This is a genomic window from Sphingomonas sp. 28-62-20 (genome assembly GCF_002281505.1).
Window position 1 is genome coordinate 89,845 of the sequence record NZ_NCGH01000002.1, and the last position, 18,982, is coordinate 108,826.

At 61.9% G+C, this 18,982-nt stretch carries 24 protein-coding genes and 1 pseudogene; 8 read left to right on the top strand and 17 right to left on the bottom strand.

Going from position 1 to position 18,982, the window contains the following annotated elements:
• Positions 1-40: 40 nt before the first annotated feature.
• The 5 genes and pseudogenes from B7Y43_RS01780 to B7Y43_RS01800 all read right to left on the bottom strand — a co-directional run.
• On the bottom strand, positions 41-472 hold the full coding sequence (locus tag B7Y43_RS01780) for a DUF1178 family protein (protein WP_374129897.1): 432 nt from the start codon (positions 470-472) through the stop codon (positions 41-43).
• Positions 469-1,296: a carbon-nitrogen hydrolase family protein gene (locus tag B7Y43_RS01785; RefSeq protein ID WP_374129898.1), complete on the bottom strand. Its 828-nt coding sequence runs from the start codon at positions 1,294-1,296 to the stop codon at positions 469-471. Before B7Y43_RS01785 ends, B7Y43_RS01780 begins: the two co-directional genes overlap by 4 nt.
• Positions 1,293-1,550: a glutaredoxin 3 gene (gene grxC, locus B7Y43_RS01790; protein WP_374130182.1), complete on the bottom strand. Its 258-nt coding sequence runs from the start codon at positions 1,548-1,550 to the stop codon at positions 1,293-1,295. Before grxC ends, B7Y43_RS01785 begins: the two co-directional genes overlap by 4 nt.
• Before the next feature lie 31 nt (positions 1,551-1,581).
• Positions 1,582-2,109, bottom strand: coding sequence for a ComF family protein (locus B7Y43_RS01795; protein WP_374130200.1), 528 nt, complete (start codon positions 2,107-2,109; stop codon positions 1,582-1,584).
• Positions 2,110-2,166: 57 nt separating this feature from the next.
• Positions 2,167-2,415 (bottom strand): annotated as a pseudogene (locus tag B7Y43_RS01800) (double zinc ribbon domain-containing protein); the annotation flags it as partial.
• Here B7Y43_RS01800 and B7Y43_RS01805 point away from each other — a divergent pair.
• Positions 2,358-3,203, top strand: a complete 846-nt coding sequence (locus B7Y43_RS01805; RefSeq protein WP_374129899.1) for a class I SAM-dependent methyltransferase — start codon at positions 2,358-2,360, stop codon at positions 3,201-3,203. The pseudogene B7Y43_RS01800 and the gene B7Y43_RS01805 overlap by 58 nt on opposite strands.
• Here the strand turns inward: B7Y43_RS01805 and B7Y43_RS01810 are convergent.
• Positions 3,195-3,641 carry a (deoxy)nucleoside triphosphate pyrophosphohydrolase gene (locus B7Y43_RS01810; protein WP_374129900.1) on the bottom strand — a complete coding sequence of 149 codons (447 nt, stop codon included), beginning with the start codon at positions 3,639-3,641 and terminating at the stop codon, positions 3,195-3,197. The genes B7Y43_RS01805 and B7Y43_RS01810 overlap by 9 nt on opposite strands.
• Before the next feature lie 61 nt (positions 3,642-3,702).
• On the opposite strand from B7Y43_RS01810, the gene B7Y43_RS01815 reads away from it, so the two are divergent.
• Entirely contained in the window at positions 3,703-3,885 is a 183-nt protein-coding gene (locus tag B7Y43_RS01815; protein WP_374129901.1) for a Flp family type IVb pilin, read from the top strand.
• 127 nt (positions 3,886-4,012) lie between these two features.
• Positions 4,013-4,180 carry a Flp family type IVb pilin gene (locus B7Y43_RS01820; RefSeq protein ID WP_374129902.1) on the top strand — a complete coding sequence of 56 codons (168 nt, stop codon included), beginning with the start codon at positions 4,013-4,015 and terminating at the stop codon, positions 4,178-4,180.
• A gap of 85 nt (positions 4,181-4,265) precedes the next feature.
• Here the strand turns inward: B7Y43_RS01820 and B7Y43_RS01825 are convergent, their stop codons facing one another.
• The 4 genes from B7Y43_RS01825 to B7Y43_RS01840 all read right to left on the bottom strand — a co-directional run bounded on the left by B7Y43_RS01825 (position 4,266) and on the right by B7Y43_RS01840 (position 8,067).
• Positions 4,266-5,213, bottom strand: coding sequence for an acetyl-CoA carboxylase carboxyltransferase subunit alpha (locus tag B7Y43_RS01825; protein ID WP_374129903.1), 948 nt, complete (start codon positions 5,211-5,213; stop codon positions 4,266-4,268).
• Between the two features lie 13 nt (positions 5,214-5,226).
• Positions 5,227-6,132 (bottom strand): tyrosine recombinase, encoded by a 906-nt coding sequence (locus tag B7Y43_RS01830; RefSeq protein ID WP_374129904.1) that lies wholly within the window; start codon positions 6,130-6,132, stop codon positions 5,227-5,229.
• Positions 6,129-7,727 (bottom strand): hypothetical protein, encoded by a 1,599-nt coding sequence (locus B7Y43_RS01835; protein ID WP_374129905.1) that lies wholly within the window; start codon positions 7,725-7,727, stop codon positions 6,129-6,131. The genes B7Y43_RS01830 and B7Y43_RS01835 overlap by 4 nt, the downstream gene beginning before the upstream one ends.
• Before the next feature lie 202 nt (positions 7,728-7,929).
• On the bottom strand, positions 7,930-8,067 hold the full coding sequence (locus tag B7Y43_RS01840) for a hypothetical protein (protein ID WP_374129906.1): 138 nt from the start codon (positions 8,065-8,067) through the stop codon (positions 7,930-7,932).
• An 83-nt stretch (positions 8,068-8,150) separates the two neighbouring features.
• Here B7Y43_RS01840 and B7Y43_RS01845 point away from each other — a divergent pair, with 83 nt between their 5' ends.
• The 4 genes from B7Y43_RS01845 (at position 8,151) to B7Y43_RS01860 (ending at position 11,860) form a co-directional block, all read left to right on the top strand.
• Positions 8,151-8,705: a shikimate kinase gene (locus B7Y43_RS01845; protein ID WP_374129907.1), complete on the top strand. Its 555-nt coding sequence runs from the start codon at positions 8,151-8,153 to the stop codon at positions 8,703-8,705.
• Positions 8,705-9,802 carry a 3-dehydroquinate synthase gene (gene aroB, locus B7Y43_RS01850; protein WP_374130183.1) on the top strand — a complete coding sequence of 366 codons (1,098 nt, stop codon included), beginning with the start codon at positions 8,705-8,707 and terminating at the stop codon, positions 9,800-9,802. Before B7Y43_RS01845 ends, aroB begins: the two co-directional genes overlap by 1 nt.
• Positions 9,802-9,945 (top strand): DUF2256 domain-containing protein, encoded by a 144-nt coding sequence (locus tag B7Y43_RS01855; protein WP_374129908.1) that lies wholly within the window; start codon positions 9,802-9,804, stop codon positions 9,943-9,945. The genes aroB and B7Y43_RS01855 overlap by 1 nt, the downstream gene beginning before the upstream one ends.
• Before the next feature lie 178 nt (positions 9,946-10,123).
• Positions 10,124-11,860 (top strand): GAF domain-containing protein, encoded by a 1,737-nt coding sequence (locus B7Y43_RS01860; RefSeq protein ID WP_374129909.1) that lies wholly within the window; start codon positions 10,124-10,126, stop codon positions 11,858-11,860.
• 4 nt (positions 11,861-11,864) lie between these two features.
• Here B7Y43_RS01860 and B7Y43_RS01865 read toward each other — a convergent pair whose 3' ends face one another.
• From B7Y43_RS01865 to B7Y43_RS01890, 6 genes are all read right to left on the bottom strand, one after another.
• Positions 11,865-12,203 (bottom strand): DUF423 domain-containing protein, encoded by a 339-nt coding sequence (locus B7Y43_RS01865; protein WP_374129910.1) that lies wholly within the window; start codon positions 12,201-12,203, stop codon positions 11,865-11,867.
• Positions 12,200-13,954 (bottom strand): cation:proton antiporter, encoded by a 1,755-nt coding sequence (locus tag B7Y43_RS01870; RefSeq protein WP_374129911.1) that lies wholly within the window; start codon positions 13,952-13,954, stop codon positions 12,200-12,202. Before B7Y43_RS01870 ends, B7Y43_RS01865 begins: the two co-directional genes overlap by 4 nt.
• Entirely contained in the window at positions 13,951-14,400 is a 450-nt protein-coding gene (locus B7Y43_RS01875; RefSeq protein WP_374129912.1) for an iron-sulfur cluster assembly scaffold protein, read from the bottom strand. The genes B7Y43_RS01870 and B7Y43_RS01875 overlap by 4 nt, the downstream gene beginning before the upstream one ends.
• Positions 14,397-14,963 (bottom strand): CvpA family protein, encoded by a 567-nt coding sequence (locus tag B7Y43_RS01880; RefSeq protein ID WP_374129913.1) that lies wholly within the window; start codon positions 14,961-14,963, stop codon positions 14,397-14,399. The genes B7Y43_RS01875 and B7Y43_RS01880 overlap by 4 nt, the downstream gene beginning before the upstream one ends.
• Before the next feature lie 51 nt (positions 14,964-15,014).
• The gene (gene radA / locus B7Y43_RS01885; protein WP_374129914.1) at positions 15,015-16,388 is read right to left on the bottom strand and encodes a DNA repair protein RadA; all 1,374 of its coding nucleotides are present in this window, start codon (positions 16,386-16,388) and stop codon (positions 15,015-15,017) included.
• A 90-nt stretch (positions 16,389-16,478) separates the two neighbouring features.
• Positions 16,479-17,183, bottom strand: coding sequence for a glutathione S-transferase N-terminal domain-containing protein (locus B7Y43_RS01890; protein ID WP_374129915.1), 705 nt, complete (start codon positions 17,181-17,183; stop codon positions 16,479-16,481).
• Between the two features lie 72 nt (positions 17,184-17,255).
• Between B7Y43_RS01890 and B7Y43_RS01895 the strand changes: the two genes are divergently transcribed.
• Positions 17,256-18,404, top strand: a complete 1,149-nt coding sequence (locus tag B7Y43_RS01895) for a glycosyltransferase family 1 protein (protein WP_374129916.1) — start codon at positions 17,256-17,258, stop codon at positions 18,402-18,404.
• A 21-nt stretch (positions 18,405-18,425) separates the two neighbouring features.
• Here B7Y43_RS01895 and B7Y43_RS01900 read toward each other — a convergent pair whose 3' ends face one another.
• Positions 18,426-18,914 (bottom strand): PadR family transcriptional regulator, encoded by a 489-nt coding sequence (locus B7Y43_RS01900; RefSeq protein WP_374129917.1) that lies wholly within the window; start codon positions 18,912-18,914, stop codon positions 18,426-18,428.
• Positions 18,915-18,982 lie beyond the last annotated feature (68 nt).

Here is an 18,982-nt window from a genome sequence, read left to right on the forward strand (position 1 = left end):
CTAAGGTCTCCCGCAAATCCGGTCAACGCACCGGTTGCACTCAGTTCACCGTGGATGGCGGGACGACGCGGAACGGGAGCGGCGTAATTGGGACGCCCTCATCGACCAACTCCCGCGCTTCGGCCGCGCTGGTCTCTCCATGAATTAACGCGCTGGGTTCATCGCCCAGGTGCATAGCCCGCGCCCGATCAGGAAAGGCCCGGCCAACCCATTCGGATTTAGCGAGCATTTTGGTCTGCGCTTCGGCCAAGGCGGCCAGCGCCGTCGGCATGATTTCTGCAGGCACCGATGCACCCATGCGATTGCCCTTGGGCGCGATATTGGGCGCCATCACCGCCTTTTCGATTTGGCCGTCATCGCAAATCGGGCAGTGCACCAGCGCGCGCGACCGTTGGTCTTCATAGGCCGACGAGGATGCGAACCAGGCTTCAAAAACATGGCCAGTGCCACACCGCAGATCGAAGACGATCATGAAACCAACTCGACGGCAGGAATTGGCCGACGATGCGCGATCACCGGCACGCGCGCGCGGACGTCATCAACCCGGTGCGGATCGATTTCGGCAAAGCCAAGTCCTTCCGCGTCGCCCATATCAAGCAACACCTCGCCCCAGGGATCGATGACCAGTGAATGGCCATAGGTCGCGCGGCCATCGGCATGCACCCCGGTCTGCGCGGCAGCGATCACAAAGGCGCCGGCCTCAATCGCGCGGGCACGCAGCAGAATATGCCAATGGGCCTCACCCGTTGGGCGGGTAAAGGCGGCCGGCACGGTCAATATTGTCGCCCCCGCATTGCTGAGGGCGCGATAGAGATCGGCAAAGCGCAAATCATAACAGATCGACAGGCCAATCTGCCCGATCGGGCTGGACACGACGCTCGCCCCCTGCCCGGCCGCATAGGCCGCCGATTCACGCCAGCTTTCACCAGTCGGCAAATCAACATCGAACAAGTGCAGCTTGTCATAGCGCGCGCGGATCGCGCCGGTCGCATCAATCACAATGCCGCGATTGGCGAACTTTCCGTCGACTCCCTTCAGCGCCAGCGAACCAATATGCACCCAGATTCCATGGGCCGCCGCCGCCGCACGCGCAGCGGCCAGCACCACATCCTGGTCTTCGCTCACGATAGAGAGCGCTGCTCGGGCGCGATCGCGGTCAATCAGGTTGCTCATCTCCGGCGTGAACATCATCGCCGCCCCGCCTGCCGCGGCTGCCGCAATGCCATCCCGCACCGTCGCCGCATTTTGGACGGGGTCGATCCCGCTGCACATCTGGAGGAGCGCAATTTTGGTCATGCGCTGATCAGCGCATCCAGCTGGCCGATCTCCTCAAGCGCGGCGAGATCATCAGATCCACCAACGTGGCGGCCATTGATGAAAATCTGCGGCACCGTCGTGCCACCATTAGCGCGTTCGAGCATCTCCAAACGGCGCGGACCGCCCATGGTGATGTCATATTCCTCAATCTCCACGGGCTTGCTGCGGAGCAGTTTCATCGCCCTTGTGCAATAAGGGCAGAATGCTTTGGTATAAATTTCGATCTTTGCCATCCCTAACAAGTGAGTTCGCGCCGGGTGCTTGTCAATCACCGACATCGGCATCAATCACCCGCGCCCATGCCAAAATGGTCACACGCGACGCGCCCGCCTGCAGGAGCAGGCGGGTGCAGGCGGCACTGGTCGCCCCACTGGTATAGACGTCATCCACCAGCACGATCGCCTTGCCGCGCAGCCGTGCCCGCGCGTCCGGGCTTATCGCAAACACGCCCTGAACGGCCTTGGCCCTGGCCCGGCGGCCCAGCCCACGCAGCGAAGGGGTGGCACGCGCTCGTTTCAGCAAATCAATCTCGCAGTCGATGCCGGTGTCGCGCGCCAGCGACCGCGCCAGCAATGCCGCCTGGTTGAAACCGCGCGACCATAGCCGCCAGCGGTGGAGAGGCACGGGCACGATCAGGTCGCTCCCCTCGGGGATCAGCCGCGTCATGTACCGGGCGGCCGTATCAGCAAGCCCGGTCCGGCCGCCATATTTCAAGCGCAGCACCAAGGCACGGGCAATGTCGCCATAAGCGACGGCAGCGCGGATCCCGCTATGGCGCGGCGGTGATGCCATACAATCGCCGCAGCGCGCACCGGGCCCGCGATCAAAAGCAAAGGGTTGGTTGCAGGTCGCGCACCAAGGCGGCGTCAAAAAACGCAATTGTCCCCAGCATGCGGCACAAAAGCGATGATCCTCTGCCGTTACCGCACCGCAACCGGGGCATCGCGGCGGCAGGGCCAGGCCGGCAACAAACGCCAGGGGAGCAAGCAAGCGCATCGTCACCCTTGTCGCGCGACGACAGGAGCGGCACAAGCGCCGCCATGGAGAGCCCAGGCATCTTTGACCGCGCCGCCCGTCGTCTTCACCGCGACCGCGCATTCACCAGCTATGGCGATGCCCGTTTTCTGCGGGATTACATGATAGAGGGCATCGCCGATCGGCTGGCCGGGATCGCGCGTGAATTTCGCGATGTCCTTGATCTTGGCTGTTTTGATGCTGCCTTTGTCCCGCCGACCGGCAGCCGGGTTGCCCGACTCGATCCGGGGTATCGCTTTGCCGCCGCGGCGCAGGGCGTGCAGGGCGATGAAGATCGGCTGCCATTTGCAGATCATGCATTCGACCTAGTTGTGGCAGCGGGCACGCTCGACACGATTGATGATTTGCCGGGTGCACTCACTTTAGCGCGACGGGTGCTAAGGCCCGATGGGTTATTCCTTGCTGCCTTTGTCGGCGCTGGCAGCCTGGCCACCTTGCGGGGAGCACTCCGCGATGCAGAGGGCGACCGTCCGGGTGCGCGCATTCACCCGCAGGTTGATGTCCGCGCTGCCGGTGATTTGCTGATGCGGGCCGGTTTCGCGCTGCCCGTGGCCGACACGGAAACGCTCACGATCCGCTATGCGAGCCTGTTCGGGCTGCTGCGCGATCTGCGCGGCATGGCGGGCAGCAATGTGATGCAGGGGCGCTCCCCGCTTCGCCGCGATGTCTTGGCGCGCGCCGCGGACCTGTTCGCCGATCGCGCCGATCCCGATGGGCGGACGACCGAACGACTGGAGATTGTCTTCATGACGGGCTGGTCCCCTGCCCCCTCACAGCCCAAGCCAGCGCGCCGTGGTAGCGCGACCCAGTCGCTCGCCAACGCATTGCGCCCGCCGACGCCGTCAGACTAATGCCTCAATCAGGCCGATCAGCGGGCGATCAGCCGGCGGCATGGGCAGCGCATGCATCTCAACCGGTCGCACCCATTTAAGCGCACTTGCCTCTATCGCTCGCGGAATCCCCTCCCATTTGCGGCACACATATAACAACAGCAGCAAATGGCGACCGCCCAGCGGGGCACTGGCAAAGGTCGCCGGTGCCAGGCAGGCGGTGGAGACGCTGATGCCCAGTTCTTCGGCAAGCTCACGAATCAGGGCGGCCTCAGGCGACTCGCCAGGCTCGATCTTGCCGCCAGGAAATTCCCATAACCCGGCCAATTCTTTACCGGCCGGTCGCTGTTGCAGCAAAATGCGACCATCCTGATCGACCAATGCAGCCGCCACGACAGGAAACAAATCTACCCTCGCCGCCGTGCCTGACCCGGTCTGCCCCTGCGCCGCATTCGTCATTCGTTAACCCTCATCATTTATCTCTGGTGTCCTTGGAAGCATTGTAGAGCTCGCGACGCTGATGTTGAAACTGCTGCAATCATTGCTGAAAGACCGCAAGGGCGGGACGGCAATCGAATATGGCATGATTGCGACGGTAATTGTTGTCTCGCTGATTGCGTCAATAACGGCGCTTGGCAACATCACCACCGGCATGTGGAGCAATGTGAATACCAAGATTGATGACGCGCGGAACAACCGTTGAAAAAAAAACTGGCATCCCCGCGCCGCAACTTAAACCTTTATCAACCTCACAGCTCTAATTTTGATGATGCAGGCCGGGAACCCGGTCAGCCGGGTACTGAAGCACATCATCAATTGGAGACCGGAAAATGCAGACCATTCGCAAGTTCATCAAGAACAACAAGGGCGCGACGGCTATTGAATATGGCCTGATCGCAGCGCTGATCGCCGTTGCCGCCATTGCAGCCATGCAGGGCCTGGGCAACCAGCTCAAGACGACCTTCTCGAACGTTACGACCAACATGAAGGCTTCGTAAGCTTCTCCCAGCTGCTTACGTGACGAAGGGCGGCGGTCGCAAGACCGCCGCCCTTTTCGTTTGGCCCGTCACGCAAGACGGCGTGCTAGAGGCGCCCGATCGTCAGGAATTTCTTTCGACGCCCGGCAAGCAGTTGCCCAGGGCTTGCCTTGTCGAGATCGCCAAGAGAAAGCGCAATGGCATCGCCCAGTGCCGCAATTGCGCGCTTCGGATCGCGCTGCGCCCCACCCAGCGGCTCAGGAACGATGGTATCAATCACGCCAAGCGCTTTCAAATCCTGCGCGGTCACCTTCATCGCCTCTGCCGCATCAGCCGCGCGATCCGATGTCCGCCACAGAATGGAGGCGCAGCCCTCGGGCGAAATCACTGAATAGACCGCGTTTTCGAACATCAACACCTGGTTACCACTCGCCAGCGCGACGGCGCCGCCCGATCCGCCTTCGCCGACGATTGCACTCACCATCGGCACGCCCAGCGACAGGCAACGGGCGGTGCTGCGAGCAATCGCTTCTGCCTGGCCACGCTCTTCAGCCTGGATCCCAGGAAACGCGCCCGACGTATCCACCAACGTAACGACGGGCAGACCGAAGCGGTCGGCCAGATCCATCAAACGGATTGCCTTGCGATACCCCTCAGGCTTGCCCATGCCGAAATTGTGACGAAGCCGGCTGGCAGTATCGTCCCCCTTTTCGTGGCCGATGACAACAACGCCGCGTCCCCGGAAGCGCGCAAGTCCGCCCTGGATTGCCTGATCATCACCAAAGGCCCGATCACCGGCCAGCGGCATGAAATCACTGAACAAACCGGCGACATAATGCTTGAAATGCGGTCGATCACCGTGCCGGGCGACCTGCGTTTTCTGCCACGGGGTCAGCCGCGCATAGGTGTCGCGCAGCAATTTATCGGATTTGACCTGCAGCCGGGCGACATCGGCATCGAGATCGACACTCCCGCCGGCTGCGGTTTCCCGCAACTCGTCGATCCGGGCCTGAAGCTCCGCGATCGGTTTTTCAAAATCTAGAAAGCTTGCCATGTGGCCGCTTCGGTTAGGCCGGACGGCGCGGAAGGTCAACGAGCGGGTGACGCGCATTGACCAAAGCGACCAGCCGACTGCTATCAACATGGGTATAAATTTCAGTCGTAGCGATGTCGGCATGGCCAAGCATCAGTTGCAGCGCGCGCAGGTCTGCGCCCCCTTCAAGCAAATGGGTGGCAAAGGCGTGGCGCAACACGTGCGGGCTTACGCGTTCGGGTGGAATCCCGGCCTGGGCCGCCAGTTCCTTGAGCAATTGATAGAGCCTGATCCGCGACAAATGCGCCTTTCCGCCTGGGAAAAGCCAGGCGGATCCTGCCGGCAGCAAATCGCGCCAGCGTGCGACGGCAGCGCGTGCACGGTCAGAGATCGGCACCAGCCGCTCGCGCCCGCCCTTGCCGCGCATGATCAGAAATGGTCGATCGGGGGACACGGCGTTGCGCGGGATCGACACCAGTTCGCTCGCCCGCAATCCCGACCCGTAAAGCAACTCAACCAGGGCAGCGAGCCGCAGATCGAGCGGATTGACGGGCTCCTGCGCCATTCTCTCCGCAATCGCCGCAAACAAGCGATCGACATCGCCATGGGCGAGTGTTTTGGGTAATCGCCGCGCCGCGCCGGGCCGGGGAAGGCTCGCACCAGGATCATCGGCGCGGTGCCCCTCCTCGACCAGAAAGGCATAGAATCGCCGCAGGGCCGCCGCTTTGCGCGCAACCGATGCGCGCGCCAACTCGGCCCAATTGCCAGACAATCGGGCAAGATCATCCGACGATGCTTCTGCCAATCCCCGCTCCAAAAAGGTCGAAGCGAGGACAAGGTCACTACGATAGGCAGCCAGCGTATTGGCGGCGGCACCGCTTTCTGCCGCCATCATCTCCAAAAATCGCTCAATCAGCGCCCTATCGCCCGCCCCCGTCAAAGCCGGGCCAGCGCCTCTACGGCGATCATCCGCGCCTGTCCCTCCAGCCCAACCTGCTGCAGGGCGGAGACGATGTGATACAGTGCTTCCGGCGACACGCCGTGCCAATTGGGTGTCTGCATGCCCACCGCCGCCAACAGCATCACCGTGGCCGGCTGGCGCTGTTCGGCGGCACGATGAATTGCGCGGGTCCAGCTGTTGCTGCTGGCGAAGTTGATCGACAGCCCATTGGCCAAACCATCAGTATCGCTCGCGCTCAACCGGCCCAGGCCAGCTAGCCCGGCCACCAGCATTTTGACCTTCACGCCACTGATATCAGTCGCGCGGCTGCGATAGGTATCGACGTCACTTCGCCTAATCATCCCGCCGGTTTCAACCAGCGCCAGCATGCCCCAGCCATTGCTGCCCCGAACCACATCGGGCTGCCAGCGCAAGGCCGGGCCTTCCAGCCCGGCGCTGAGCATCGATGCGATCAGGCGATCAGCATCGGGCGCATCCCGATAGGGGGCGATCGTCGTCGCCGCGCGCGCGGTCAACACTAGCCGAGCATATTGCGCGCGGGGTTGCTTGGGTTCGTCCCAGAGCGTTCGCATCGCAACGAGCCGAGCATCGCGGCTGGGATCGGCATAGGCAGCGCGCAAATCACGGGCAACGCCGAGTTCGGCCGTGCCCTGATCATCATCGCTATCAATTTTGCCATATAAATCGACGATCGCGGCGTTGGACAGCACGCCCTGCGCCGCCGCCAGTTCGGCCGCCGGTGCCCGCGCGGTTTCGGTCAGTTGCGGCGCCTGGGCGCGCCAATATTGGACCTGTGACGCAACGGTGCCGAACAACGCAGGCGGAATTTCAGCCCCGGTCGCAATCGCCAGGCCATAGCGCCAGATGGTTAGCCGATCGACATTCTCCCATTCGATGGTCACCGCGCCCTGGCCCTTCGATCCCAGGCCAACGACCTTTTCGGCCAGCAGCAGATCGATCCCGCGCGCAGCCCCTGATCGGCGCGCCGCCTTTATCTGGGTGCTGGCTTTGGTCGACGATCCCGACAGCGATGCGCACATCGCTTCCGCCAATATCCAGGCGCGCTCACTCGAAATCGCACGGGCTGCGCCAACGACGGGACAGACCACGGCCGGATCGCCCGATGCCAGGGCAGCCTGCATCGAGACCTGATAGAGCTTTGGCGTATAGCGATTGGGATCAATGCTCTGCACCATCGCCCGCGCAACTGCTGATTCGCCCATCCGCACCAGCAGCCAGGCCCGTTCCGCGGCAAAATCAGCGCCATTCACCCCTGGCGGCGCGACAACCTGCGTTGCAAGCGCCTGACGCAGGCCAATCGACACCCAGCGCGACGGCACCGGCGCATTCAGTTTGCGCATCAGCGTCTGCAAAAAACGGCCATCGGCGCTGCCAAACGCTCGAGGACTCATGCCGCCTTCGGCAACGCCAACCACCCCCGCTAGAGACGGCGACCGGCGCGCATAGCCAGGGATGTCGAACGCAGCGAGCAGCTTGGGGTCGATCTCCTGCGGAGTGCCGACCGAATCGGAGACCGATGCCAACGCATCGTCAGGCGCCAAGGTACTGCTCAAAGGGTCCGTGACGGCACTTACAGGCGGCCCGGCACCGTCCGTTGGCGCTGGCACCGGGGCCGCACGAGTTGATGAGGGCGCAGGCGTCGGCACAGCGACCGGATCGGCAAAGCCGGGTGGCAGAATTGATTCGGGCTTCTCCTGACCAACCGCTGGAATTCCAGCGGCAATCAGACCGAGCGCAAGCGCGCCCGTACCAACTTTATTTCTGGAGAGACGCAAGCGGCACAACCTTTTCAACATGCGTCAACGGACGCTCGCCGTTACGGCCCGCGAGCACAACCAGCCCAGCCCCCAGGGCAATGACCACAATGGCGATGACAATCAGCAGGCGAGTCATGGCGAGTACCTTGGCAGTCTGAGTAAGCGAAGCGATAGGCTTTTTTGCCCGAGCGGCTGGGTCGCTGTATAGCCCCGCGGATAATGTTGCAAAACCAGCTTCTCCTCAAAAATTGGCACGGGCGGCCGATCGTGTTGATCGGGCTGATGGGCGTCGGCAAATCCACCGTTGGCAGGCGGCTGGCTACGCGGCTGGCGCTGCCTTTTGTCGACGCCGATAGCGAAATTGAGGCGGCGGCCGACATGTCGATCGCCGACATATTCGAACGATTCGGGGAGGAATATTTCCGCGACGGCGAACGCCGCGTTATCGCCCGATTGATCGACGGCACCCCAAAGGTGATCGCGACGGGCGGCGGTGCTTTCATCAATGCAGAAACGCGCGCCTTGATTCTCGATTCTGCGCTGGCCGTGTGGCTTGATGCCAACCCAAAGGTGCTGGCGGACCGCGTCCGGCGCCGCGATACGCGGCCACTGCTCCGTAATCGTGATCCCGCCGAGGTGCTCACCGAACTCGCGCGCATCCGCAATCCTATCTATGCGCTGGCACCGATCCATATATCGAGCCAACAGGCACCGCATGAGACCACCGTGGCGGCGATTCTGAAGGCACTGGCGACAAGGGCGAATGATCAGTGATTCAAATAGATGTCGACCTGGGCACCCGCGGCTATCCCGTGGTGATCGATGCCGGGCTGCTCAGTCGCGCGGCGGAATGGCTCAAACCGCTCGCCCGGGGGCGATCGATGGCGATCGTCACCGATTCGAATCTCTCCCATCACCGGCAAACGCTGCAAACCGCGCTTGCTGCGGCTGATATTGCCACAACGGTGATCGAGCTCGACCCTGGTGAGGGCAGCAAGAGCTGGGCGACGCTCGAATCACTGACCAACCAGTTGCTCGAACTGGGGATTGAACGCGGCGACCATGTCATCGCGCTCGGCGGCGGCGTGATCGGTGACTTGGTTGGCTTTGCCTGCGCGATTCTGAAGCGAGGCTGCAATTTTGTCCAAATCCCCACCACTTTGCTCGCACAGGTTGATAGCTCCGTCGGCGGCAAGACCGCGATCAACACGCGCGCCGGCAAAAATCTGATCGGCGCCTTCCATCAACCCTCACTGGTGCTGATCGATCCCGAAACGCTGGCGACCCTGCCCCTGCGCGAACTCCGCGCGGGCTATGCAGAAGTCGTCAAATATGGCCTGATCGATGACGCTAATTTTTTCGCCTGGTGCGAAACCAACGGCCCGGCGCTGATCGCTGGCGATATCACGCTGCGCACGACCGCCATCGCCCATAGCATCGCCGCCAAGGCGCGAATCGTTGCAGAAGACGAACGTGAGACCTCCGGAAAGCGCGCGCTGCTCAACCTTGGCCATACGTTCGGCCATGCGCTAGAGGCCGAAACCGGCTTTTCCGCAGCGCTGTTGCACGGTGAAGCCGTCGCCGCCGGCATGGCGCTGGCCTATGGCTATTCGGCTGATCGCGGCCTGTGCCCGGCTGACGATGCAGCTAGAATTGGCAAGCATTTGCGCGGTGTCGGCCTGCCCGATGGCCTGGCCGCTGCCGGTATCGTCGCCAGCGGGACGGCGCTTGTCGATCATATGCGCCACGACAAGAAGATGGCCGGGGGCAGCCTGCCCTTTCTACTCAGCCGCGGAATTGGCGAAACCTATCTCGATAGCGCCGTGGATCTCGCCGATGTCGCCCGATATCTTGATCGTCAGACCCGCTGATGCCCAATGGGGTGGCGAAACGCGATTTGCCGACAAAAATTTGCGCCACCTGCCAGCTCCCCTTTAGCTGGCGCAAGAAATGGGCGCGCGATTGGGACAATGTCCGCTATTGTTCGGACAGATGCAGAAAATCGGCCCGATAGCGGCGTCAGCAAACGGCGAATCCCTACCCGGTTTGGGTTTTTCTGAGTCCTCCGGATAGACCTGTCCGCACAACCGGTGCACAAATGATAGTTGAATCAATGCCAGATCGCGTGTTTGATCGATTCGCAAACTAGGGGGGTGCATATGCAAGTGCGGTTCTGGGGAACCCGCGGGTCAATGGCAAAGCCTGGCCCCGACACAATTCGCTATGGCGGCAACACGTCGTGCGTCCAAGTGACATCGGCGGCGGGAACGCTGCTGATTATCGATTGCGGCACCGGCGCGCACGGCCTTGGCCAGATGCTGATGAAAGAAGGGCCAAAGCCCACCCGCGGCCATGTGCTGATCAGCCATACCCATTGGGACCATATTCAGGGCATCCCGTTCTTTGCGCCCTTTTTCATCCCTGGAAACAAATGGGATTTTTACGCGCCAAAAGGCTTTGGCGAATCGCTGCGCGAGACCCTCGCCGGGCAAATGGAATATACTTATTTCCCGATCACGCCCGAAGCCTTTGGCGCTGAGCTGAACTATAATAACCTTTCCGAAGGCGTGTTCCGGATTGACGATGTCGTCATCCGTACCCGCTATTTGAACCATCCAGCCCTGACGATCGCCTTCAGGATCGAAGTTGATGGCGCTGTGGTCGTTTATGCTTGCGACCATGAACCCCATTCGCGCGAGGCGGCAGACGGCATCAGCCCGCTCGATGGCCAGGATCTGGCCCATGCAGAATTCCTGCGCGACGCCGATCTTGTCATTCACGACGCGCAATATCTGGCTTCTGAATATGCCGGCAAAATCGGCTGGGGACACAGCACGGTCGAATATTCGCTTCAGGTCTGTAAGACGGCCGGCGTCAAACAGCTGGCGATTACCCACCATGATCCGCTGCGCAATGACGATGCCATTGATACCATGATCGATGGCCTGCGCAGTTCGCTCGGCCCGGATTCGCCGCTTCACGTTTTTGCCGCGGCCGAAGGGATGATCCTCGACTATCGCGGCGATCGGGTGAGCCTGGCCGAGGGTGACGAAGCACTGATGGACCAGGCCGTCGGCAAGCGGGAAGCGATCGTCCTGCTTGTCACGCAGGACGAAGCGTTGCGCGGCAAAATGAAGCAAGCCGTGTCAGATGAACCGGTCTTGCTCAAGGCGATTGAGGACGTGGCGAATATTGGCGACGGGGCAACAACGGCCGGCCTGGTGTTGATTGATGGTGACCTGGCGTCGGGTGCTGTCGCTGCCGCCACAACACTGCGGGCGATGCCGGATATGGAGTCTGTCCCCATCCTGTTTCTGGGCGGCACGGCGCCTGAACTGGGCAATTTCGGCGAAAATACTGAATGGCTCCGCGCACCCTTTTCGGTCGAATATGCCCGATCGCGCATTCGCACTTGGACGATGCGTGGCGCATTTCGCTGGCTGCGCGCCAGCATGCCCGAAAATGAAACCGAGCGGATGCAGGCGCTGCGCGCGCTCAATCTGGTCGAATCGAGCGGTGATGAGCAGTTTAATCGCTATACCCGCATCGCCGCCGCCCTATTCAAGGTGCCCTATGCGTTGGTGTCGATCGTCGATGATGACCGCCAATGGTTCAAGGCCAAATATGGCACGGAAATTGAGCAAACCCCGCGCGACGTGTCGTTCTGCGCGCATGCCATCCACCATCCGGATGTCATGGTCGTCAACGATGCGCTGACCGATTCGCGCTTTGGCGACAACCCGACCGTGGTCGGCCCGCCCAATGTGCGCTTTTATGCCGGTACGCCGTTGATGCTGCCAAGCGGGCATGCGATCGGCACATTGTGCATCCTTGACGATCGACCACGCGAATTCAGCACCGAAGATCGCGAACGATTGGCCGATCTGGGTGGATTGCTCGAACGGGAATTGGCTGCAATCGCCGCCTGAGGGATCAGTGCGGCGTGCGCAGCACAACCCAGGCGAGCCAGAGCCAGCCGGCAATCAGCAAAACCCCACCAATCGGGGTGATTGCGCCCAGCCAGCGCGGCAGGCCGATTGCCATCAGATAGAGCGAAATCCCAAAGATCGCGCCGCCGCTGACGAATAGCCAGCCGGCGCCGCGCGCGCCAAGCTGCACCGCCACAAGCGCGGCCAGCGCATGAATGAGTTGGTAGTGCGAACCGGTTTTCAGCCAGTCGATCGCCGGGCCGGATGCGCCATGCGCACCAAAGGCCCCTGCCCCCACCGCCAGCACACCCGACAGCGCGGCCAATGCCAACAGCCAATTCATCCCGATTCTCCTGCCTGTTCCAACCGGCCCCGAATCAGATGGGCATCACCGGCATGCATGTCCCCGGCCACAGCCTGGGCTTTCAGCCGTTCAATGTCGCGGGCGCGATAGGCGGCCTCGGTTCGGGCAATTTCGTCATTATCGACGCCAACCTCAGCCAGCGCGCCGCGCGCCATTACCACCGCAGATTCCATGACTTCACGAAAAGCGCCAACCATCGGCGCATCCTTAAGCTTGACCATACTGCGGCGATCATAAGCGCGCACGAAGGTTGCCGCATTGGGGAAAGCCTCCCGCACCGCGTGCAACAATGCGGTATCGACCTGATCTTCATCGACGCAGAACAGCAGTAATTGTACGCTGCCGGCCCCCGCCTGGCGGAGCAGATCAAGCCGGGTGCCATCACCATAGTAAACCTTGGCGCCAAAGGTGCCGGCGGTCTCGATCATCTCCGGATCGCGGTCGATCAACGAGACGGTAATGCCCTGTCCGATCAGCATCTGCGCCACGGTTTGCCCGAAACGGCCATAGCCGATCACCAGCGCGCTTGCCCCATCGCTTTTCGGCGCATCAAGCCCCTCGCCCGTTGCCACGGGGGCTGCCCGGATGCGTCGGGTAAACATCATCAAAAACGGCGTGGTCGCCATCGACAAGGTCACCACGGCACCGAACAGGCTGGCCGCCTGGGGCTCGATCAGCAGAGCATCCTTGGCCTGGGCAAACAACACAAAGCCGAATTCGCCGCCCTGGCTAAGCAACAACCCCAGCGCGAGCGCCGGTCGCCAGTTCATCTTGAAGGCCAAGCCGATCGCCATCATGATCCCCGTCTTGGCGGCGATCAGCATCAACGCCATGCCGATCACGAAAAGCGGCCGTTCGGCAATGGCATGCAGATCGAGCATCATGCCCACGCTCAGGAAAAACAGGCCCAGCAGGATCGATCGGAAAGGATCGACATCAGCCTCAAGCTCATGGCGGTACGGGCTATCTGCCAGCATCACCCCGGCGATAAACGCGCCCAGCGCCGTCGACAGCCCCAGCGCCTCCATCACCGCTGCACTGGCGATAACGGTGAAAAGCGCGGCAAAAACGAACATCTCGCGCTCGCCCAGATTACCGATCAGCCGGAACAAGGGCCGCAGCAGGAAACGCCCCGATGCCACCAGGCCGACAATCGCCAACACGGTGTAAAGACCAAGCAGCCAGCCGGGTGGCGCATTGGGCACAGCGGGCGCGCGGGATAGTGCCGCGACGATCGTAATCATCGGGACGATCGACAAATCCTGGAACAACAGGATCGAAAATGCGCGCTCCCCAAAGGGCGTCTTCAATCGCCCTGCCGATTGCAGCATCGGCAGCACCTGCGCGGTTGAGGACAGCGCCAACGGCAGCCCGACCGCAAGCGCGGCAGCGGGTGAAAAACCAGCGATCAGCCAAACAATGCCCGCCACAGCAACGCCGCAGAGGCTGACCTGTAGGAGCCCCAGCGCGAAGATATCCTTTTTCAGCCGCCAGAGCCGCGCCGGATTAAGCTCCAGCCCGACCAGAAACAGCAGCAGGGTGATGCCGAGTTCGGCGATCCCCATCTTCTGTTCAGCGTCGCCGACCAGCCCCATAACCTGCGGCCCGACCACGGCACCCGCGATCAAAAACCCCAGCGTCGCGCCCAGGCCCAGCTTGCGGAATAGCAGCACAAAGGCCAGCGCAAAGCCAAGCAGGATCACCCCGTCGCGCAGGTTCGCGCCGATCATGTGGCGGTGCTGCCCGACTCGATCGCCGCAGCGGCAGTTGCAGCGGCTTCAGCCGCCGCCTCAAACGCCAGCCGGATTGAGGCGTGGCGCGCGCTATGCGGGCGAGCGGGTTCAAAAATATCAAGGCCGGGCCATTCAGGCAGCGCCGCATCACCGGCTAGCCAAGCCGCCAGCGAATCGCGCGCCGCCGCCAATTCGTCCGCCGTCTTTCCCGTCGCCTGCGCCGCCATCAGCGACGACGACGCCTGGCCCAGTGCACAGGCCCGCACCAGCAAGCCGATGTCAGTCACGCGACCGGCAGTGTCGACATTCAAGTCAACCGTCACCCGGCTGCCACAAATCGGCGACCTTTTTTCCACGCTGGCCATCGGATCGGGCAGCCGCTCGCTAAATGGCGCAGCGGCGGCCAGCCGCAGAATCTCATTGTTATAGAGGGGCGCATTCATGGCGTTGGGTCGCTGCTATTGGCAGGTGTGGCGCTATTCCCGTCGGGGCCAAAGGCATTTTCGCCCCGCCGCCGGCGATCGACAAATTCCGAAATGCCCTTGCTGGTCTGGCTCAGCACTGGATAGGTGCGCGATTTGGTGATCCAGCTTGGCCGCCGGTTCGGCCCCCCGCCGATCGTATCGGTGACCAACACGATCAACAAAAAGCCCAGGCTGGCCAGAATTAAACCCTTTAATCCGCCAAAACCAAAGCCAAGTGCGCGATCAAGCGGCCCCAATATCGATGTCCGCGTCCGCGCACCGATCATATTGGCAACCACACGCCCGCCGAAATAAATCGCCCCGGCAACGACCGCAAAGGAGAGTACCGCCGCGCCAGCCGAGGTGCCGACAACGCCAGTCAACATCGTCGCCACGGGGCCGTGCAACAGCTTCAACCCGAAAACGATGAAGATCCACACCATCAGCGACAGCACTTCAGTGACGAAGCCGCGCATCAGCCCAAGCACCGCCCCGCCGCCAACCAGCAGCAGCACGACGATATCAAGTGCGGTTAATCCCATATGCCTGTCCCTTACCCCCTGCGGGAAGATGGTGTGCCGATGAGGTGATCGCTAGCCACGCCCGAGCATATGGTCAACGAAACTGCCAAGGTTCTTGAAACCGCTGAGTTTCAGTGGCTGTTTTTCGCCCGTCAGCGCCGCTGGCACCATTGCGCGTTCAAAACCCAGCTTCCCTGCTTCCTTCAGCCTCAGCCCACCATGCGCGACCGGCCTGATCTCTCCGGACAAGGCTACTTCGCCAAAGGCGACCGAATCGATCGCCACTGGCCGCTCGCTGAGCGCTGAAATCAGCGCAGCTGCGACAGCAAGATCGGCGGCCGGGTCTTGCACCCGGTATCCCCCAGCAATGTTCAGATAGACTTCCGAACTCGAGAAGCTCAGCCCGCAGCGCGCCTCCAGCACCGCCAGGATCATCGCCAGCCGCCCCGAATCCCAGCCGACAACCGCCCGGCGCGGCGTGGCACCGCTGGCAAGCCGCACCACCAACGCCTGGATTTCGACCAGCACAGGGCGCGTCCCTTCCAGCGCCGGGAACACCACCGTCCCGGTCACCCCCTCATCACGCTGTGTCAGGAACAAGGCGCTGGGGTTGGCGACCTCAGTCAGCCCTTCTTCCACCATCGCGAAAACACCGATCTCGTCCGTGCCGCCAAAGCGGTTCTTGATCGCGCGCAGAATGCGATATTGGTGGCTGCGCTCGCCTTCAAAGCTCAGCACGGTATCGACCATATGCTCCAGCACGCGCGGACCAGCGATGCTGCCGTCCTTGGTTACATGACCAACCAACACGACGGCGGTGCCGCGTTCCTTGGCAAAACGGATTAATTCCTGGGCGGAAGCGCGGACTTGGCTGACGGTCCCCGGCGCGCCCTCAATCAAATCCGAATGCATCGTCTGAATCGAATCGATCACCGCCAGGGCGGGCGGTGACCCTTGAGATAAGGTAGTCAGAATATCGCGGACCGATGTCGCCGCCGCGAGCATGACCGGTGCGGTGCCCAGGCCCAGCCGCCGCGCGCGCAACCGCACCTGATCCGCCGCCTCCTCGCCCGATACATAAGCGACCGAATGCCCAGCCAGCGCCAGCTTTGCGGCAGCTTGGAGCAGCAGCGTGGACTTGCCGATCCCCGGATCGCCGCCAATCAGCGTCGCACTCCCCTCAACAAAACCGCCGCCCAGCGCGCGATCAAGCTCGGCAATGCCGGTGGGGAGTCGATCCGGCAGCGCAATCTCGCTATCGAGCCCCACCAACTGAAGCGCCCGCCCGCCGCCCTGTAAGTTATGCTTGGCGGCAAAAGGGGTGACGGGGCCGGTCGATTCCTCAACCAGTGTGTTCCATTCACTGCAATCGACACACTGCCCCGCCCAGCGATGCGACACTGAACCGCAGGATTGGCAGACGTATCGCTTTTGAGGTTTGGCCATGAACTGGGGCTAGCAGCAAGAGAACGATAGGGGAACAAAATCCTTCTCTCCCGCCTGAAGCAGGCGGGAGAGACCCGGCATCAGGAAAAACTACGCCATAGCAGGTATCCCCAGCCCGCGCTGCACCGCAGGCCGCGCCAATGCGCGCTCCAGCCAGGCAGTGACATTGGCAAAATCAGCCAGCCCCACCAACTCCCCAGCCCCATAAAACGCATCGATCGCCCGCACCCAGCCGATCATCGAGATATCTGCGATCGTATAGTCATCGCCCATGAACCAGCTCTGCTCTGCAAGCACGGTGTCCATCACGCCCAGGATACGCTTCGCCTCAGCGACGAATCGCTCCTGCGGGCGCTTATCCTCCCATTGGCTGCCGGCGAATTTCACGAAAAAGCCCATCTGGCCGAACATTGGCCCAACGCCGCCCATCTGGAACATCAGCCACTGGATCGTCTGAAAGCGCTTGGTCGGGTCACTCGACAGGAACAGGCCGGACTTATTGGCGAGGTACAGCAGGATCGCGCCGCTTTCGAACAGCACGAAGGGCTGCCCGCCGGGGCCATCCGGATCGAGGATTGCGGGAATCTTGCCATTGGGGTTGAGCGAGAGAAAGGCAGGATCATGGCTCTCGTTCGCCATGATCTTGATTAGGTGCGGTTCATAAGCAAGGCCGGTCTCTTCGAGCATGATCGACACCTTCACGCCATTGGGCGTGGGAAAGGAGTAGAGCTGGAGCCGGTCCGGATGCTGGGCGGGCCAACGTGCAGTGATGGGAAAAGCGGAAAGGTCGGCCATGAGCGATTCTCCAGCGCAGGATTGTTTCGCCGACGATAGTCACACAGCGCATGGCGCGCTATGGCATCGGTAATGACCCCGTCTAACCTCCGCATCGCCCTTTTCAGCGGCAACTATAATTACACACGCGACGGGCCCACCCAGGCACTTAATCGCCTGGTGGGCTATCTGCTTTCTCAGGGCGCCGCCGTACGCGTTTATGCACCAACAGTAGCGAAGCCCGCGTTCGAACCAACGGGTGATCTGGTCAGCGCGCCGTCCTTCGCGCTGCCCGGTCGCAGTGAATACCGCGTGGCAATGGGCTTACCGACCCGGCTGCGTCGCGATCTTGAGGCCTTTGCGCCCAACCTTGTCCATGTGTCGGCACCCGACATTCTCGGCCATCGCTCGGTCACCTGGGCGCGCCATCATGGCATCCCGGTGGTGGCGTCGGTCCACACCCGGTTTGAAACCTATTTGCGCTATTACGGCGTTGCGTTTCTCGAATCGGCGGCGGTCGCGCTGCTTCGGCGCTTCTATCGGCGCTGCGATGCGATTTTGCCGCCCTCGCAATCCATGGTCGATCTGCTGCGCGAACAGCGGATGAACGATGATATTGCGATCTGGTCTCGCGGAATCGATACGAGCATTTTCACGCCCGCCGCGCGTTGTCTGCCGTGGCGGCGCGAATTTGGTATTGAAGACCATGAAATGGTAATCGGCTTTCTCGGCCGACTGGTGCTTGAAAAAGGGCTCGACGTGTTTGCCGCCGTCGTCAACGAACTCACCCGGCGCAACGTGCCGCACCGCGTGCTGGTGGTCGGCAAAGGCCCCGCCGAAAGCTGGTTTGCCGAACAAGTCCCCAACGCGGTATTTGCTGGGTTTCAAGCGGGCACCGATCTCGGCCGCGCGGTTGCCTCGATGGACATGCTGTTCAACCCCAGCGTCACCGAAACCTTCGGCAATGTGACCTTGGAGGCGATGGCCTGCGCTGTGCCGGTGGTGGCGGCGATGGCCACGGGCAGCTCCAGCCTGGTCGAACACGGCGTTACTGGCCGGTTGGTCCCGCCAGACGATATCAACGGTTTTGCCGATGCGCTCCAGGCCTATTGCGAGGACCGCGACCTTGCCGACAATGACGGGCTGGCTGGCGAAGCGCTAAGCCACGCCTATAGTTGGGACGCAATCAACCAGAAAGTCGTTGATAAATATCTGGAAGTCGTGGCGCGACGCGGCAAATAGCCGGTCGCGCCCGCCATTTCGTCAATCCAATCGCTCAATCTTTTGGGCAGTCTCATCGATCAACGCCACGATCTGGTGGAGCGTCTCGCTGTCAACCTCACCCCGGCTGAAACGGTGCATCAGCACTGATCGCAAGTTGCCCATCGCCCGCCGCACAGAGGCGCTGTCATTCCGTTGGCGTTCAGCGCCAAGATCCGTCAGCCGCGCCATCAGTGCTTCGACTTCTTCGGCACGCTCGGCCAGATGGACGGTGCCTGCTTCGGTCACGGCAAACAGCTTCTTCGCTCCCTCGGCCTTTTGTTCGATGATCAGCCCCATATCATCCAGCAAGGTGATAGTCGGATAGACCACCCCCGGGCTTGGCGCATAGGCACCACCGGTCAATTCCTCGATCTCGCGGATCAGATCATAGCCGTGGCGCGGTTGGTCGGCGATCAGCTTGAGCAGGACGAGCCGCAATTCGCTCCCATCAAACATCCGGCCACGGCGACCCCGCGGCCCGCCATGCATATTGGTTTGATCAACTTCAAAGGTGAAGGCGAATGGACCCCAACGGCGCGATCCGCGGGTCCCGCAAT